15 protein-coding genes are annotated in these 16,892 nt (G+C 52.6%); 2 read left to right on the top strand and 13 right to left on the bottom strand.

Annotation, left to right across the window (positions count from 1 at the left end):
- Positions 1–27: 27 nt before the first annotated feature.
- From fusA to xseA, 6 genes are read right to left on the bottom strand one after another with little or no spacing between them, the layout of a single operon-like run.
- Positions 28–2,094, bottom strand: a complete 2,067-nt coding sequence (gene fusA / locus BR04_RS03490) for an elongation factor G (protein ID WP_496354602.1) — start codon at positions 2,092–2,094, stop codon at positions 28–30.
- A 33-nt stretch (positions 2,095–2,127) separates the two neighbouring features.
- Positions 2,128–2,994 carry a TlyA family RNA methyltransferase gene (locus BR04_RS03485; protein ID WP_496354601.1) on the bottom strand — a complete coding sequence of 289 codons (867 nt, stop codon included), beginning with the start codon at positions 2,992–2,994 and terminating at the stop codon, positions 2,128–2,130.
- On the bottom strand, positions 2,972–4,873 hold the full coding sequence (gene dxs, locus BR04_RS03480; protein ID WP_496354600.1) for a 1-deoxy-D-xylulose-5-phosphate synthase: 1,902 nt from the start codon (positions 4,871–4,873) through the stop codon (positions 2,972–2,974). Before dxs ends, BR04_RS03485 begins: the two co-directional genes overlap by 23 nt.
- Before the next feature lie 38 nt (positions 4,874–4,911).
- A complete protein-coding gene (locus BR04_RS03475; protein ID WP_496354599.1) occupies positions 4,912–5,811 on the bottom strand; it encodes a polyprenyl synthetase family protein in 900 nt (299 codons plus the stop codon).
- A complete protein-coding gene (gene xseB, locus BR04_RS03470; RefSeq protein WP_496354598.1) occupies positions 5,808–6,047 on the bottom strand; it encodes an exodeoxyribonuclease VII small subunit in 240 nt (79 codons plus the stop codon). The genes BR04_RS03475 and xseB overlap by 4 nt, the downstream gene beginning before the upstream one ends.
- Complete coding sequence (gene xseA, locus BR04_RS03465; protein ID WP_496354597.1) at positions 6,028–7,395, bottom strand: exodeoxyribonuclease VII large subunit; 1,368 nt, start codon at positions 7,393–7,395, stop codon at positions 6,028–6,030. Before xseA ends, xseB begins: the two co-directional genes overlap by 20 nt.
- 531 nt (positions 7,396–7,926) lie before the next feature.
- On the opposite strand from xseA, the gene BR04_RS03460 reads away from it, so the two are divergent.
- Complete coding sequence (locus BR04_RS03460) at positions 7,927–8,610, top strand: Bax inhibitor-1/YccA family protein (protein ID WP_496354596.1); 684 nt, start codon at positions 7,927–7,929, stop codon at positions 8,608–8,610.
- 96 nt (positions 8,611–8,706) lie between these two features.
- On the opposite strand, the gene BR04_RS03455 is transcribed toward BR04_RS03460, so the two are convergent.
- The 3 genes from BR04_RS03455 to BR04_RS03445 are packed head-to-tail and all read right to left on the bottom strand — an operon-like array spanning position 8,707 to position 12,734.
- Positions 8,707–10,140, bottom strand: a complete 1,434-nt coding sequence (locus BR04_RS03455) for a mannose-1-phosphate guanylyltransferase/mannose-6-phosphate isomerase (RefSeq protein ID WP_496354595.1) — start codon at positions 10,138–10,140, stop codon at positions 8,707–8,709.
- Positions 10,141–10,198: 58 nt separating this feature from the next.
- The gene (gene glmM / locus BR04_RS03450; protein WP_496354594.1) at positions 10,199–11,560 is read right to left on the bottom strand and encodes a phosphoglucosamine mutase; all 1,362 of its coding nucleotides are present in this window, start codon (positions 11,558–11,560) and stop codon (positions 10,199–10,201) included.
- 4 nt (positions 11,561–11,564) lie between these two features.
- A complete protein-coding gene (locus BR04_RS03445; protein WP_496354593.1) occupies positions 11,565–12,734 on the bottom strand; it encodes a protein GlmU in 1,170 nt (389 codons plus the stop codon).
- Between the two features lie 134 nt (positions 12,735–12,868).
- On the opposite strand from BR04_RS03445, the gene BR04_RS03440 reads away from it, so the two are divergent.
- Positions 12,869–14,455, top strand: coding sequence for a phosphoglucose isomerase-related protein (locus tag BR04_RS03440; RefSeq protein ID WP_496354592.1), 1,587 nt, complete (start codon positions 12,869–12,871; stop codon positions 14,453–14,455).
- Between the two features lie 154 nt (positions 14,456–14,609).
- Here BR04_RS03440 and folE2 read toward each other — a convergent pair whose 3' ends face one another.
- Genes folE2 through greA form a run of 4 tightly spaced genes read right to left on the bottom strand, consistent with a single transcriptional unit; the run spans position 14,610 to position 16,891 of the window.
- Positions 14,610–15,395 carry a GTP cyclohydrolase FolE2 gene (gene folE2 / locus BR04_RS03435; RefSeq protein ID WP_496354591.1) on the bottom strand — a complete coding sequence of 262 codons (786 nt, stop codon included), beginning with the start codon at positions 15,393–15,395 and terminating at the stop codon, positions 14,610–14,612.
- Positions 15,396–15,404: 9 nt separating this feature from the next.
- Entirely contained in the window at positions 15,405–16,184 is a 780-nt protein-coding gene (locus BR04_RS03430; protein ID WP_496354590.1) for a tRNA lysidine(34) synthetase, read from the bottom strand.
- Between the two features lie 2 nt (positions 16,185–16,186).
- Positions 16,187–16,402 (bottom strand): DNA-directed RNA polymerase subunit omega, encoded by a 216-nt coding sequence (gene rpoZ, locus BR04_RS03425; protein ID WP_496354589.1) that lies wholly within the window; start codon positions 16,400–16,402, stop codon positions 16,187–16,189.
- A 21-nt stretch (positions 16,403–16,423) separates the two neighbouring features.
- Positions 16,424–16,891: a transcription elongation factor GreA gene (greA, locus tag BR04_RS03420; protein ID WP_496354588.1), complete on the bottom strand. Its 468-nt coding sequence runs from the start codon at positions 16,889–16,891 to the stop codon at positions 16,424–16,426.
- Position 16,892 lies beyond the last annotated feature (1 nt).

Raw genomic sequence — 16,892 nt, 5'->3', positions numbered from 1 at the left:
AAAAATACATACAAGCCTGATACAGGGTTATTCCGCTTCCCTTTGTGCCGCGTCAATGATTTTCTGGGCAATTTCAGAAGGGACTTCTTCATAGTGGGAAAAATCGGAGGTGAAAGTCCCCCGGCCTCCTGTCATGGACGTCAGGTCCGGAGCATACTTCTGGATTTCCGCAAGGGGAACCTGGGCATTGATGGTTCCTGTTTTTCCTTCCGTATCCATCCCCATGACCCGGCCTCGCCTTGAATTGAGATCTCCCATGATGTCCCCCATGTAGTCGCTGGGAGCATGGACATACACATTGTAGATGGGTTCCAGCAACACGGGTCTGGCTTCTTCCATCCCTTTTTTATAGGCCAGGGAGGCGGCAATTTTGAAGGCCATTTCCGAAGAGTCCACGGCATGAAAAGACCCGTCATCTGCAACCGCCATGAAATCCACACAGGGAAATCCGGCCAGAACCCCTTTGACAGAAGCCTCTATCAGCCCCTTTTCCACTGCCGGGATGTATTGTCTCGGAATGGCTCCGCCCACAATTTCATCCACAAACTGGAAGCCTTCTCCACGGCCCAGAGGTTCAAAGCGAACCCAGCAGTCTCCAAACTGGCCATGGCCTCCGGTCTGTTTTTTATGACGCCCCTGTACGCGAACCTTGCGGGTGATGGTTTCCTTGTAGGGAATTTTGGGGGTGCGGAGGGCCACATCCACCTTGAATTTACGCCGGAGTTTTTCCACAATGGTTTCGATATGTACCTGTCCCACACCATAAACAAGAATTTCACTGGTTGTGGCATTTCTTTCCAGACGGATGGCCTTGTCTTCCTCGGCAAGACGGGCAAGGGAGGCATAAATCTTATCCTCATCCCCTTTTTTGGCGGCATAGGCGGCAAACCCCATGCAGGGAGCCAGAGGATTTGCCTGAGGAAAAAATACGGGGCGGGATTCGTCACAGAGGGAGTCAAAGGTGGCGGTATTTTTCAGCTTGGCAAAGGCCACGATGTCACCGGGGCCTGCTTCGGTGATGGGCTTCTGCTGCTTGCCCGCAATCTGGTAGAGCTGGGTGTACCGTTCTTTCTCCTCCTTGGACACATTGAGAAAAGAACCGTCCTTGCCCAGAGTTCCGGAAACCACCTTGCAGATACTCAGAAGACCGGCAAAGGGATCCACCACACTTTTAAAGACAAAGCCCGCAAAGGGAGCCGCATCATCATAGGCAATGGCCAGTTCTTCTTCCCCTTTACGGGCCATCCGGGGCGGGTTGTCCATGGGAGAAGGCGTGGACTGGACAATAAAATCAAGAAAATAATCCATGGCCGCTCCGCTGAGGGCAGATCCCATGAGGACAGGCACAAAAAGCCGTTCCGTTATCGCTTTTTTCAGACCGGAGGCCAGTTCTTCGGTACTGAGTTCCTCCCCTTCAAGATAACGTTCCAGCAGGCTGTCTTCGGCTTCGGCAATGGCTTCCACCAGTGCCATCCGTTCGTTTTCCACATCACTTTCGAGATCAGAGGGGATGCTGATTTTTTTGGATTTGCCATCCTCGCCGAAGGTGTAGGCCTGAAGGGTCATAAGATCCACGAATCCTTTGCAGAATTCGCCTTCCAGGATGGGAATCTGTACCTTGACGGGGCGGATGTTCAGGATGGATTCCGCATCCATGCAAATCTGGTCAAAGATATTGCGTTCCTTATCCATTTTGTTCACGAAAATGACAACAGGCTTTTTCTGTTCTGCAGCACTGACCATGGCTTCTTCGGTCTTGACACGAATACCATCATTGGCATCAATGACAAGAATCACGGTTTCCGCCGCCTGCATGCAGAGGAGGGTATCGGAAAAGAAATTCGCATTGCCCGGAGTATCGAGCAGCATGATGTCATGCTTTTTCCAGGAGAGGGCATGGAGACCTGTGGAAACGCTGCCCCTGCGGGCAATTTCCTCAGGCTCAAAATCCATGACGGTATTGCCATCTTCGACACGGCCCATACGGGAAAGAAGCCCGTTGTCAAAGAGGAGACGTTCCGCCAGGATGGTCTTGCCTGACCCGCTATGACCGACCAATGCGATATTCCGCTTGAATTTGGCTTTTTCGCTCATCCAATCCTCCTAAAATAAAAAAGCTGTTTTCGTTTATACGTCTCCCTCGTGCGAACCGGAAGGCAGAGAAGGCGCGTCTTGGAATCCCGCAGGATCTGGACGGGACGCCGGTTCTACAAATTCCGGATGTTCCTCTGATTTTTGTCGTTCGGCAGAGGTCCAGAGGGGAAGAATAAATTCCTGATTCCCCTTGGGCCCCTGAATGGGTGAGGCAATGGCTCTGCCTGCAAAAAAACCTTCCTGAATAAAAAAAGTCTGTAAATCCGCTATCACTTTGGCTTGAAGTGCGGTATCCCGCACCACACCGCCTTTTCCCACCTCGCCCTTCCCCACTTCAAACTGGGGCTTGATCAGGGCAAGAATCCGGGCATCTTCCTTTAAAAATTTCCGGCATGCAGGTACCACCAGCCTCAGGGAAATAAAACTGGTGTCAATGGTGACAAGATCCACATCGCTATCCACAGCTTCCCGTGGCATATGGCGGATATTGGTTCTTTCAATCACGACTACCCTTGGATCCTGACGCAGGCTCCAGGCCAGTTGCCCGTATCCCACATCCACGGCAAAAACCCTGGCAGCTCCCCGCTGTAGCAGGAGATCCGTAAAGCCTCCCGTAGAAGCCCCCACATCCATACAGGTCATGCCCCTGACATCCAGAAAAAGCGCATTCAGTGCGGCTTCCAGTTTCAGAGCCCCCCGGCTGACATAGGGAAAATCCGGGACATCGGTGATAATTCCGGCCTGCTCCGACACCAGGGCTCCCGCCTTGTCCACCCGCAGACCGTCCACCTGGATTTTTCCTGCCAGAATCAGCGCCCTGGCCCTTTCCCGGCTCTGTACCAGCCCCCGTTCCACAAGCAGGGCATCCAGTCGTTTTTTAGCCGAGTTTTTTAACCGCATTCTGTGCAGACCTTTCCAGAAGTTCCAGGGCAGCGGCACGGATACCCGCCGCATCCAGACCACATGAAGCCCTCAGGGCATCGGGATTGCCCTGGGGCATGAACTGATCTGCTACCCCGAGACGTCGTACAGGACAGAAAAATCCCCTGTCTCCCAGGAATTCTACGACCCCGGATCCCAGGCCTCCGGCCAGAACCCCCTCTTCAATGGTGATCAGGGGTTTTCCTGCAAGACCGATACTTTCCAGATAGTTTTCATCCAGGGGCTTCAGGAAACGGGCATCCGTTACCTCCGCCTCAATCCCCTCATGGGCAAGCAGGGCTGCTGCATCCAGAGCCGCTCCTACCGTGCGTCCCATGGCCAGAAGGCAGATGTCCTTTCCCTGACGCAGGACTTCTGCCTTGCCCAGGGGCAGGGCAGGGCAATCCCAGTCAACGGGCGTGCCCACACCGGCTCCCCGGGGATAGCGGACGGCAGAGGGGCCATCCAGGGAAAGTCCGGTTTTCAACATGGCCACAAGCTGGGCTTCATCTCTGGGTGCCATGACCACCATACCAGGCAGGGAACGGAGATAGGCAAGATCCAGCAGACCATGGTGGGTCGGGCCATCGTCTCCCACAAAGCCTGCCCTGTCGATGGCAAAAAGCACGGGATGACCGTCCAGGCAGACATCATGGACAAGCTGGTCATAGGCACGTTGCAGAAAGGAGGAATACACAGCCACCACAGGCCGGCTGCCCTCTGTGCTCATCCCTGCCGCAAAGGTAACGGCATGGCCCTCTGCAATCCCCACATCAAAAAAACGGTCTTTAAATTTTCGGGCAAAGGTGGAAAGCCCTGTTCCTTCGGGCATGGCTGCCGTAATGCCCGTAATTCTGGAGTCCTTTTGGGCCATGCGACAGAGGGCCTCACCAAAAATTTCCGTGTAGGAGGGAGGGGTGGGGGGGGTGGGGTGTTTTTCTCCGGTCTTGATGTCAAAGGGGGCAACCCCATGAAAAAAGGTAGGATTTTTTTCCGCAGGCGGATACCCCATCCCCTTTCGTGTGGTGACATGCAGCAGAACTGGTTCCCTGATAGCTTTCACATTTTCAAGAATATCAATAAGATGATCCAGCCTGTGGCCATTGATGGGGCCAAAATAGTCGAAATTGAAGGCCTCGAACAGCATCCCCGGCGTCACAAAGGCCTTGAAGGATTCCTCCGAGCGTTTGGCCAGTTGATAAACGTCATCTCCAATCCGTGGCAGAGACTTCAAAAACTTACCGAATTCCGCCCGCAGATCCTGAAGATATTTTGCCGAAAAGGTGCGGCTGAGAAAGGAGGAAAGAGCCCCCACATTGGGGGAGATGGACATGTCATTGTCATTGAGAATGACCAGCAGGTTGCCCCTGGAATCTCCTGCATGGTTCAGGCCCTCATAGGCCAGCCCTGCGGTCATGGAACCATCACCAATGACAGCGATGACCTTGCTGGCATCCTCCTTCAGTCTCTTGGCATGGGCCATCCCCAGACCCGCAGAAATGGAGGTACTGGAATGGCCCGTACTGAAAGCATCGTGGATACTTTCGCTTCTTCTGGGAAACCCTGAGATGCCACCGGGTCTGCGCAGGGTTTCAAAGGCCTGTGCCCGGCCCGTGAGCAGCTTATGGGCATAGGCCTGATGGCCCACATCCCAGATAATTTTGTCCATGGGGGAGTCAAAAACATAATGAATGGCAAGGGTGAGATCCACAACACCGAGGCTGGAAGCCAGATGGCCACCGTTCCGGGAAGTCACATCAATAATTTTTGACCGAATCTCACTGGCCAGTCTTGCCAGCTCGGGCCGTGTCAGTTGTTTCAGATCCGCAGGGGAGTGAATCGTATCCAGTAAGGCCAAGGTACATACTCCTTCATCAAAACAAAAGGGCATAAGACTCATTGCTTACGTTCCAGTACATAGGCCGCGATGGCCCGGAGGGCATCCGCTCCGGCGTTAAATCCTGCCAGGGCTGTGATGGATTTTTGAATCAGCTGGTCTGCCATGAGGGCTGCCGCCTCAAGCCCCAGAAGGGAAGGGTAGGTGGCCTTTCCGTTCTGGATATCGGATCCTGCTGCCTTTCCCATGACCTGGGGATCTCCCATAATATCAAGAAGGTCATCGGTTACCTGAAACGCCAGTCCAAGACAGCGACCATAGGCAGAAAGGGCAAGAACCTGTTCGGATGTCGCAGATGCAAGGTGGGCACCGCTTGTAACAGCGACCTCGATGAGAGCACCTGTTTTCAGGCTGTGAAGGGTTTCTAAAGCCTGAAGGGTCAGGGTCTGTCCTTCTGCGGCAAGATCCAGCATCTGCCCTGCCACCATACCGGAAGGGCCTGAGGCCCGCGCAATATCCGCCATGATGGAGAGTCCGATTTCCGGATGGCGGCTTTGACTGCCCGAAGTGGCGAGGATGTTAAAGGCAAGGCATTGAAGGGCATCTCCTGCGAGAATGGCCGTTGCCTCATCAAAGGCCCTGTGACAGGTTGGCCGTCCCCTGCGAAGATCATCATTATCCATGGCAGGAAGATCATCATGGATCAGGGAATAGGTATGAATCATTTCCAGAGCACAGGCCGTATCCAGGCAGAGATCCAGAGCGGCAGCCTGATCTCCCAGAATGGCCTCCGCAGCAGCGATACATAAAACGGGCCTCAGACGTTTACCGCCCCCCAGAAGGGAATGGCTCATGGCTGCATGGAGTCTGGGGGAGGGGCTTTCTCCTAAAAGATCCGAAAGTCTCGTATCCACAGCTTGCCGGCAGGTTTGCAGATAATCCGCGAGTTGAAGACTCATGGGGTTGCATCCTCTTTGGAGAGGGGCATCAGGGTGAAGGGCTTTTCTTCCCCGGATTCCGTCAGCAGGGTCAGCCTGGATTCTGCTTCATCAAGGCATTCACTGCAATATTTTGAAAGTTTCATGCCGTCCTCGAATTTCCGTATGGCCTTTTCCAGGGGAAGATCTCCATTTTCCAGTTCTTCCACAATGCCCTGGAGTTGCGCAAGGGCTTCTTCAAAACTTTTCTTTGCCATGATCCATTTCCTCTATCCGGCAGCGCAGGATGCCTGCGGCAAGCTGAATTTCTATGGAGTCGCCTGTGACAAGGCCGTCGGTGCTGTTCAGAATGCGTTTTTCCGGCAGTTTTCTTGCCACGGCATAGCCCCTTTCCAGAATGGCGAAGGGGGAAAGATTTTGCAGGCGGTGATGCAGCCCTTCAAGCGTCATTTTTTTTTTCTGTAAAAGGGAAACGCCGTTCACGGAAAGTGCCCGTCGGAACGTGGCCTGAAGCATTCGTCCCCGGTGCAGGCGCTGTACAAGCGGGGCAGGGGACAGGGAGCGTCTGCTCCAGGAGAGCTGCTTCTCTTTCCAGGTGCAAAGACGCTGAAAACGGCGCAGCAGGGAAGCTTCCGTATCATCAAGGCGTATACGGCATAGCGTGAGGTAACGTTTGGGATGCAGCAATTTTTCCCTGAGCATGCGGTTTTTCTGATGCAGGTTCCGAAGGTGGGTCTGAAAAACGGTTCCAAGCCGTGCCGTTATGGTGAGGACAGCGGTCTGAAGTACTGCCATGTCCGGAACAGCGGTTTCAGCGGCGGCAGTCGGTGTGGAAGCCCGTACATCTGCCACAAAATCCGCAATGGTAAAATCCGTTTCATGCCCGATACCCGTGACAACGGGAAGAGGGGAGGCAAAGATGGCCCGTGCAAGAGTTTCACTGTTAAAGGCAGAAAGGTCTTCGAGAGATCCGCCCCCGCGGGCCAGAACAACCAGATCACTTTTTCCACAGGCCTGGATACGGTGCAGGGCCTCTACCATTTCTTCTGCGGCTCCTTCTCCCTGTACCCTGACGGGTACGATTTCCACATGGAGGGTCGGATATCTGCGGTGCAATACCTTGAGCATATCGTGAATAACGGCACCTGAAGGAGAGGTGACGAGGGATATCCGGGTAGGGAGAAGGGGGAGAGGTTTTTTACAGGCTTTGTCAAAAAGGCCTTCGCTATGCAGGCGGAGCTTGAGCTGTTCAAAGGCAAGTTGCAGGGATCCCGTCCCCATGGGTTCCGCATATTCGAGAATGATCTGATAGCTGCCTCGGGGAGGATAGACGGAGATACGGCCAAAGCCGATGATGCGCAGCCCGGATTGCAGCTGAAACCGGAGCTGTCGGGCCTGGGCCTTGAACATGAGAGCTGCAATCTGAGCGTCGGGATCTTTGAGGGAAAAATAAATGTGGCCTGAAGATGGCTTTGAAAGATTCGTTACTTCACCGGTGAGCCAGATGAAAGGATAGGCGGATTCCAGGCGGGAACGTATGTCCGATGTCAGTTCGGAAACGGTGAAGATTTTGCGGGTTTCCTTTTCCAGAGGCACTGTCCCCATGGCGTTTGCTGTCGCCTTTCTTTTTCTGGACTTCCATACTGCCCAAAACCAGATCGTTCCGAAATCAGATCGTTATTAAGATAAATTCTTTCAGGATCTGATCTAAGAGAGCTGCAAGCAAGATCTGCAAGGTGAACTGGAAAATATTTTTCTGACCAGGCGAACCATGGGATATGTACCGTGACAGCATGAGTATAAGTAAAACATGCAGGGAATTTCCCGTCACACATGATCCCTGTACAGACAACCGGATAATTGACTGAAGACAGGGATGCCTACAGAAATGGAGCAAATCCTATGCTTTTTTCGAAGCTTTGACAAGCGCAGGGATGGGGGGTGGGGGGAAAACATCAAAACTTTTAAACCGATAATGCGAATTATGTAAACCTATAATCAGGTTTCCCAATAAAAAATAAAATCCCGATCCGACTTTCCTTGATTCAGAACCCCAGCTCACTTATATTGCATGGCTGGAAGCAGTACGGACATACACGCAGCAGACTTCAGCATTCTACAGGAGGAAATAACGGCATGGAAAAAATCCTTGCTCCCAGAGAAGCCGCACAGGCTCACGTCAACGGCTTTATCCAGAGCGTTTACAACTGGATGGCCATCGGTCTTGCCATCACAGGTGGTCTTGCCTATTTTGTAGCGGAACACTTCATGGTACCCCCGGGACTGTTTCTCATCCTGGTCATCGCCCAGCTCGGTATGGTTTTTGTTCTTGCGGGTAAAATCCAGACCCTTTCCGCAGCCACAGCCACCGGACTCTTTGTGGCTTATGCTGCACTGAACGGCATTACACTGTCATGGATCTTCCTTGCCTACACCAAGGCATCCATTGTCTCCACCTTCTTTATCTGTGCCCTGACCTTTGCCGGGGCCAGCGTCTACGGCATGGTCACGAAAAAGGATCTCACAAGTTTTGGCGGTTTTCTCATGATGGGTCTCATCGGCATCATTGTGGCCTCCCTTGTGAATCTTTTCTTTAAAAGCTCCGCTGTAAGCATGATTGTCAGCTATGTCGGTGTCCTGGTTTTTGTGGGACTTACCGCATGGGATACCCAGAAAATCAAAGAAATGGCCCTTTCCCAGCCTGCGGATCTGGACAATGCCACCCTGCGCAAGGGAGCGATTTTCGGAGCCCTTTCCCTCTATCTTGACTTCATCAACCTCTTTATCATGATGCTGCGGATTTTCGGTGACAGGGATTAAAGCTCCAGCCAAAACAGCTGACAGATAAAAAATGGCGGGGCCTCTCCATGATGGAAAGCCCCGCCATTGTTGTTTCAGGATGTCAGCCACCATATTTCAGGAAAGATTCGGAACCCTGCCATAGACATCGTCAAAACGTACAATATCATCTTCTCCCAGATAACTTCCGGACTGTACCTCAATGAGATCCAAAGGGATTTTTCCAGGATTTTCAAGCCTGTGGGTCATTCCTAAGGGAATATAGATGGACTCATCCTCCCTGAGAAGAATTTCCTCCTCTCCTCTGCATACAATGGCCGTTCCCCGCACCACCACCCAGTGTTCCGCCCGGTGATAATGCTTTTGTACAGAAAGCTTGGCCCCTGGCTTGACGGTGATTCGCTTGACCTGAAAACGGTTATCCATGGCTACGGTTTCATAACTGCCCCAGGGGCGGTAGACCCGCCTGTGAGAAATGGCTTCTTCCCTGCCAGCCAGACGCATGGCATCCACCAGCTTGCGCACATCCTGCACCCTGTCCCTGGGTGAAACGAGGATGGCATCCTGGGTTTCCACCACAATATGGTTTTCAAGGCCGACAGCGGCGATCAGCCGACTTTCCGAGTGCAGAAAAGAATTTTTTACATCATGTACCAGCACATCCCCATAGGTGACATTGGCGGCATCATCCTTTGTTCCCACCTGCCAGAGGGCTTCCCAGGAGCCGAGATCATTCCATCCCGCATCCAGAGGTACCATGGCCCCCCGTCTGGTGATCTCCATCACCGCATAATCAATGGAGTTGGAAGGAGAAGCATGAAAACTGGGCGCATCCAGACGGATGAAATCCAGATCCACCACCGCTTTTTTCCGTGCAGCTTCACAAGCAGACAGAATTTCAGGAACCAGAATGCGGAATTCTTCCAGTATCACGGAAGCCTTGAATAAAAACATCCCGGAATTCCAGAGATAGTCTCCTGAATTGACGTACCCTTCTGCTGTGTGGCTGTCCGGTTTTTCGACAAAGGATCCGATGGCCCAGGTGCTGGGAGAAAGGGGGACACCTTTGCGGATATAGCCATAGCCGGTTTCCGGAGCATCGGGAACAATGCCAAAGGTGATGAGGCGTCCAGCCTCGGCCTCTGCCATGCCATGATGAACGGCCTCCACAAAGCGTGCGGGATCGGAGATAAAATGATCGGCTGGAAGAATGAGCAGCAGAGGATCTCCATAGCGCATTTTTGCCTCAATGCTGCACACGGCAATGGCCGGAGCCGTATTGCGGCCTTCGGGCTCGAGAAGGATGGCCCCGGGATGTCCCCCCACCTCACGCAGCTGTTCGGCAACCATGAAGCGGTGATCCTCATTGCAGATGACAATGGGATCTGCCGCTTCAGCGATTCCCTTCAGACGCAGTACGGTTTCCTGCAGCATGGTATGGGTGCTGTTCAGGGAAATAAGCTGCTTGGGATACATCTGGCGGGAAAGGGGCCAGAGTCTGGAGCCGGATCCTCCTGCCAGAATAACGGGAACAATAAGGGGTTTCTGCATCACACGACTCCTTGAAGCTGTTTCTGAATAACGTGAAATCCACCGGAGACGGGATCGTCTACCTCTTCCCGATACAGAGCACGATGGCTTCTTCCACAGGGCGGCAGACTGCCATGGCCTCTTCTTGTGTGGGAGCTTCCACCATGACCCTGCACAAAGGCTCCGTGCCCGAATAGCGGACAAGAATTCTTCCGAAACTGCCCAGTCTTTTTTCTGCCCAGACGATCTTTTCCTGTACGGATTCCAGACTATCAAGGGAAGGTTTTTCCCGCACCGGAATATTGATAAGCACCTGGGGATAAATCCGCATGCAGCGGGCCATCTCGTGAAGGGGAGTTTCCTGAATCAGACGTGCGAGGCGAACGGCTGCAAAAAGACCATCTCCCGTGCAGTGGGGATTCAGAAAAATAATATGACCGGAGTCTTCTCCCCCGATTTTTGCCCCTGTTTCCCGCATCCGGGCCAGCACCTGTCTGTCTCCCACGGCGGTCATTTCGTGGGCTATGCCTCCATTTCTGAGGCTTTCACTCAGGCCAAGGTTGCTCATCACCGTGGTGACCAGAAGGGAGGGGTGCAGGATTCCCTGTTTTTTTCCCGCATGAGCGAAGATGGCCAGCAGCACATCTCCCCGGATAGTCTCTCCCTCACTGTCAACGGCAATCAATCGGTCTCCGTCTCCATCAAAGGCAAGACCGGCATGGGCACCCACTTCCCTCACCTTTTCGCTGAGGGCTTCCGTATGCTGGGAACCCACACCCGCATTGATATTGCGCCCATCGGGCCTTGCTGCCAGAACATGCACCTCGGCTCCCAGACCTTCAAAAACCCTGGGGGCTGCCTCGTACATGGCACCGTGGGCTGTATCGAGAACAAGACGCAGGCCTGCAAGGCTGGCCCCCTCCCCTGCCCTTTTCAGAATAAAATCCATGTAACGGGAAAGCATGTCTTCCGCTTTAAGAAAACGGCCCGTTTTTTCAGACGGCCCCTTCTCCTGCCCGTTGAAGATCTCCATGACAGCCCCTTCTTCGGAGTCCGTCATTTTAAAGCCTTCCTGGGTAAAGAGCTTCACCCCATTGTCCCAGAAGGGGTTGTGGGAGGCGGATATCACGGCACCGCCTGAGGCCTTGCAGTGCAGCACCATGACGGCCACCGCAGGTGTGGGCAGAATCCCCCCATCCATAACATCAACGCCGGTCTGCATCAGTCCTGAAGCCAGGGCGGCAGCCAGCATGTCACAGGATTCCCGGGTATCTTTTCCGATAATCACAAAGGGAGAAGCTGCTGAAGAGCCGGATTCTTCTGAAACACGGGAACAGATCCACAGTCCCCAGGCCCGTCCGAGGGCCATCACCGTTTCACCATCCATGGGGAAATCCCCTGCCCTGCCCCGTACACCATCGGTACCAAAGAGTGATTTCATAGAATTATCCTTGTCTGTCTGAAGCGAGTAGCTGCCATGCACGGGCCGATTTTATCTGTACAAGCTCCTGGAGCCAGGCCCTCCCCAGATCCTTGACCATGGTATCCAGGCTATGCAGGGTCTCAAGATAGTTGGTTTTCCACTGTATTTCGTCAATGAACACCTGACGCAGATGGGCCGGTTTCTCATTTTCCACATCCGGATCATCCTGCAACAACTGTTCACAGACCCTAGCTGCGCCGTGTACCCAGGCCCTGTGCAGGGAATCCTGAGCGGTTTCGGCAAAACCCGGTGCTGCAGCAATTTTTTTAGCAAGCTGAAGGAGACGCTCTACCCTCTCCTCTATCCCCAGCCCCACCATGCGAAGCAGACCTTCCAGCAGAGGGGCTGGAAAGGCCGGGGAAATGAAACGGCTTCTCACATGGCGGTACCACTCCCTCAGGGCATGGAGGTTCGCGATATAGATGAAATTGTTGTCAAGGATACGCTGAAGTCCGGGATAGCTCCCCCGTCCCCTTTCCACGTTTCCTCCTTTTAAGAAGCTACCATAAATAAGCCTGTTTTCCCGGAGTTCATCCTTGCGCTGCAGGGTACCTGCGGCAAGTACGGTGCCAAAGGCAAGCCGGCAGGGCCCCACAAGCCCCCCCTGTCCTCCCAGAAAAATCGGTTCCTTCTCCAGCATGACACCGGATGGGACATCCCCTAAAAGTGAGGGGGTCGCTTTGTCCTGATCGGGCGTGAAATTAAAATGGATATAGCTGCTGCCCACCTCGCTGTGATGCTTGGGGCCTGTCCCGCCTGCCATAAGGATATCACAGAAATTGATGAGGCTTCCCAGGGTAACGTAGGGAAACAGGATGGTCTGCTTGATCCCCACCGTGTGGGCCATGGAAGCCTTTTCTTCCAGAATGCAGCCAGCCCGTACATGGCTTCCTGCACCTGCGGAAGCCCCTTCCAGAAACACCGCATCCTGGAAAAACCCGCTTTTAAGCCGAACGCCAGAACCTGTACGCACATTCTGAAGCACGGCAGGCCCTTCCTCACCCACAAGAGTTCCCGCCAAAAACAGGGTTTCTGGGCCGGAAACACGGCATCCCGGAAAGAGGACAACCCCCTTTTCAATACGATCCGAATTCACATCATCGCCAATATGAACCTGGCTGGGGTCTGGCATATGCACCCCTTTTTCCAAAAGTCTTGCCTGAATACTTTTCATCCTGATATGCTCCGCCATCTTAAAAGAGTTACCGATGCCTTCATAAAGCAGGGTTTACATTCTTTTTCAATAAAAAAGGAGCGCCTTTTTCCATGACCTTCCCATTGCAGACCACCCTTGAGAATCTGGCCAGACAACAGGAACGTCCTTCCTCCCATCTGAATGTCCTTCTTGAGGATACAGAACGCAGCCGAGCCCTTTTTTTTCAGGGTAGCGGACTTCACCTGGATCTTTCCCGCCAGAGACTGGATCTGGAAATCTTCGAAACCCTGCTGAACTTTGCACGGATAAACGGCGTACGGGAGCAGTTTCAGGCTATGGTGCAGGGGCATCCGGTCAATACAACGGAAAAACGGGCAGCCCTGCATACGGCAGCCAGGGGCGTTCTGTCTTCCTTGTACCCTGAAATCGCAGAAAAGCTTATGGATATCCATGAAAAGATTTTTCGCTTTACCCGATCCCTGCACAACGGAGAAATTCGGGGTTCCAGCGGTCTGGCTTTCACCCACGCCCTTGTTCTGGGAATCGGTGGTTCCCGATTGGGCACAGAGGCCCTTCATGAAGCCCTCGCAGCACGTCATCCCCAGCGGATGGCTCTGCGTTTTCTTTCCACAGTGGATCCCAATGCCTTCCTGCATGTCACGGGAGATCTTGACCCCGCACGTACCCTTGTCATCGTGATTTCAAAAAGCTTCACCACCCGGGAAGTACATGTCAATCTCAGCCAGGTGCGGCACTGGCTGAAAAAAGCAGGGCTTCATGTTCCATCGCATCAGATCGCCATTACGGCTAAAGGCAGCCCCGGAGACGATCAGGCCGGAGATTATCTGGCTGTTTTTCATATGTTTGATGTCATCGGCGGACGTTACAGTGCAAGCTCTGCCGTTGGCAGTCTGCCCTTAAGCCTTGTTTATGGGCCAGAGGTAGTGGAGACCTTTCTTGAAGGATGCCGGGAGATGGATCTTCACGCCATGGAAGCACCGGAAGAAAAGAATCTCCCCCTTTTGATCGCACTTTGCGATATCTGGAATGGGGATTATCTTGGCTATCCTGCCTTTACCATGATTCCCTATGCCCATCCCCTTCGAAAATTTCCGGATCATATGCAGCAGCTTTATATGGAAAGTCTGGGGAAAGCCTTGACAGCAACAGATGAACCGCTTGCCCATGGAAAACAGGCCATGCTCTGTTTCGGAGATACGGGCACCGATGCCCAGCATTCTTTTTTTCAGATGCTGCATCAGGGACGTTCCATTCCTCTGGAATTTATCGGCGTACTCCAGCCCCCACCAGGGGAAACGCTCCGCCACGAGGCCTTAACAGCCCATGAAGAACTCTGGATCAACCTTCTGGCCCAGGCCAATGCCTTTGCCATGGGACGCAGTCAGGGTCGGCTGGAACAGTTCTGCCCTGGCAATACCCCTTCCAGCATTCTGACTCTGGACGATCTTGGAGCCAGAAATATCGGTCGCTTTTTTGCTCTCCTGGAAGCGAGAACCGTTTATACGGGCTTTTTGAAAGGAATCAACCCCTTTGATCAGTTTGGGGTTGAAAACGGAAAAGAACTGGCAAAAAAGTTCCGTTCAGTGCTGCTGGATAAACCAGACAGTAAAAAAACGGACAATGGGAATCCGTATTTCGACGCCCTTGCCAGGGGAAGTTTCATGCCCCGCAGCTGAAAACAAAACGGACAGAAAACGGCTCTCATTTTTCTGAGAAACGGCTTTCTGTCCGTGAACCTCTCTTACCATGCAAAAATTTTATGATAAAAACTTGAAAACATATATTTTTCAGGTATCCCCCTGCCACCCTGTACAGGATTTGGATATAGACTTACAGCACCTGCAAAGACTCACTGGCAATCTGGGCAAAGGCACTGTGATTATGAATGGACTCATAATTTTCAGCACTTACGGAAAACCAGGTGATGTTCGAATCAGCCTTCAGTGACAGGGCCACATCCCGGACAATGTCCTCCACAAACTTGGGGTTTCGGAAGGCCTGCTCCGTCACCGCTTTTTCATCCACCCGTTTCAGTACAGAAAAAACATCGCTTGAAGCACAGCCTTCAATACGCTGAATCAGGGCTTCTATCCAGAAAAATTTCCGGAAACGTACGGAGACCGTCACCATCCCCCTCTGGGTGTGGGCACCGATATCACTGATCTCGAGGGAACAGGGGCAGACCGACATGACAGGAACCCGAACCGTGGAGATCAGATCCGTTTTTCCCTCAACGGAAATGGAACCGGATATGGTGCAGTTATAATCCATCAGACCTGGCTCACGGCTTACCGGGGCTTTTTTTTCTATAAAATAGGGAAATGTAATATCAATGTGGGCACTCGCTGCCTCCAGAAGCGTCCGCATTTCCTGCAGGATAGTGGAAAAAGACCGGAGAGAAACCTCCTCACGGAAAAGATGCAACATTTCCACAAAGCGGCTCATGTGGGTTCCCTTGGCATCATGGGGCAGATCCACATACATGGAAATATCCGCTATGGTCTGCTGCCGTCCCTTTTCCCTGTCCAGAACAGTAATGGGATAACGCAGATTTTTGATGCCCACCTTATCAATGGGAAGATTGCGCTCATCGCGCTGGCGCTGTACGTCTTTCATTCCGGATCGCTAACCCGCGTACGGGTTCCTTTCCCCTTCCTTCACGGGTGGATGCAGCATATACTCCATACGCACATTGGCCATCGACCTGAAAATATTCCCTTTGATCTTCTTATCCTGACGATAGAGGGTGTGAAGAAAATCCTTCACCTCTTTGCGTTTGGTCTGTCCCGCAGAGGGACAGGGATTGGTAAAAACCGGGAAAATTTCTGGGAAATTTCGAGTAAGCCGAATTACCTGTTGCTCATCCACAAAGCTTAAGGGCCGGATAATACGGAACCTGCCATGGAAAAGATCCTGGCGGGGAACCATGGTGCCAATTTTTCCGGCGTAGCACATATTCATGAAAAGGGTTTCGATAATATCATCTTTGGTATGTCCCAGAGCCAGAGTGCGGCACCCGAGACTCTCGGACAAGGCAAAAAGGCGCTTGCGCCGTAGGAGGGCACAGAGAAAACAGGGGCTTTTCTTCCGGTTTTCACTGCTGTGGGCCAGAAGGCCATGGGAGGTTCGCTCCAGCGTCAGCTCAAGTCCCAGATCCTGACACCAATCCGCAAGTTCCTGATGGAAGCCGCCCTCAAAACCCGGATCCACATAAATGGGATGCAGGGTATAGGGGAGGGAGGAAATTCGCTGTCTGTCCTTCAGAATACGTAAAAGGGTCAGGCTGTCCTTACCACCGGAAATTCCTACAGCAATGCGCTCTCCTGCATCAAACATCTGATACCGGAAAGCGGCTTCTCCCACAGCTTTTGAAATTTTGCTGTACTGCTTGTTCTTTTCCAGCAAGCTTATTTTTCACCTTTTTTTTTAAGGCTCTCTTCACTCTGAACGACCCGGCCTGCGGCAATTTCCCGAAGGGCCATGACCACGTCTTCATTTTTTGCCCGCTGTACAAGATATTCGGATCCTTCCCGGAGCTGACGAACCCGTTTTGCAGCCATGTGTACAAGCTGAAAGCGGTTGGGTACCTTGCTCAGGCAATCTTCGATGGTTACACGCGCCATATCCGGCTCCTTTCATGGAAATTATAAAATCTGAACAAGCTCATAACATCGTTTTCCAGCGGGAGCATCCACAATGACTTCATCCCCGGGTACTTTTCCCAAGATGGCCCTTCCCAGGGGAGAGGAAACGGAAATTTTTCCCATTCCAATGTCCGATTCATCGGGGCCTACCAGCTGATACGTTACCTCATCTCCGGAATCCACATTTTCAAGAAGGATACGACAGCCAAATACCACTTTATCCTTGGACAGCTTGGCTGGATCAATGATGTCCGCATTGGCCAGTTTGTAACTCAGTTCAGAAATTCTGCCTTCAACAAAGGACTGCCTTTCCTTTGCCGCGTCATATTCGGCATTTTCTGAAAGGTCACCATGGGCACGGGCAACTTCAATGGCCTTGATGGTTTGTGGCCGTTCCACGCTTTTGAGATGTTCAAGCTCCTTTTTCAGGCGCTCATACCCTTCTTTCGTAATGGGGATGCGTTCCAAT

Source organism: Desulfobotulus sapovorans DSM 2055, assembly GCF_059569355.1.
The sequence above is the reverse complement of the archived record's forward strand: the minus strand, read 5'-3'. Positions and strand labels throughout refer to the sequence as shown.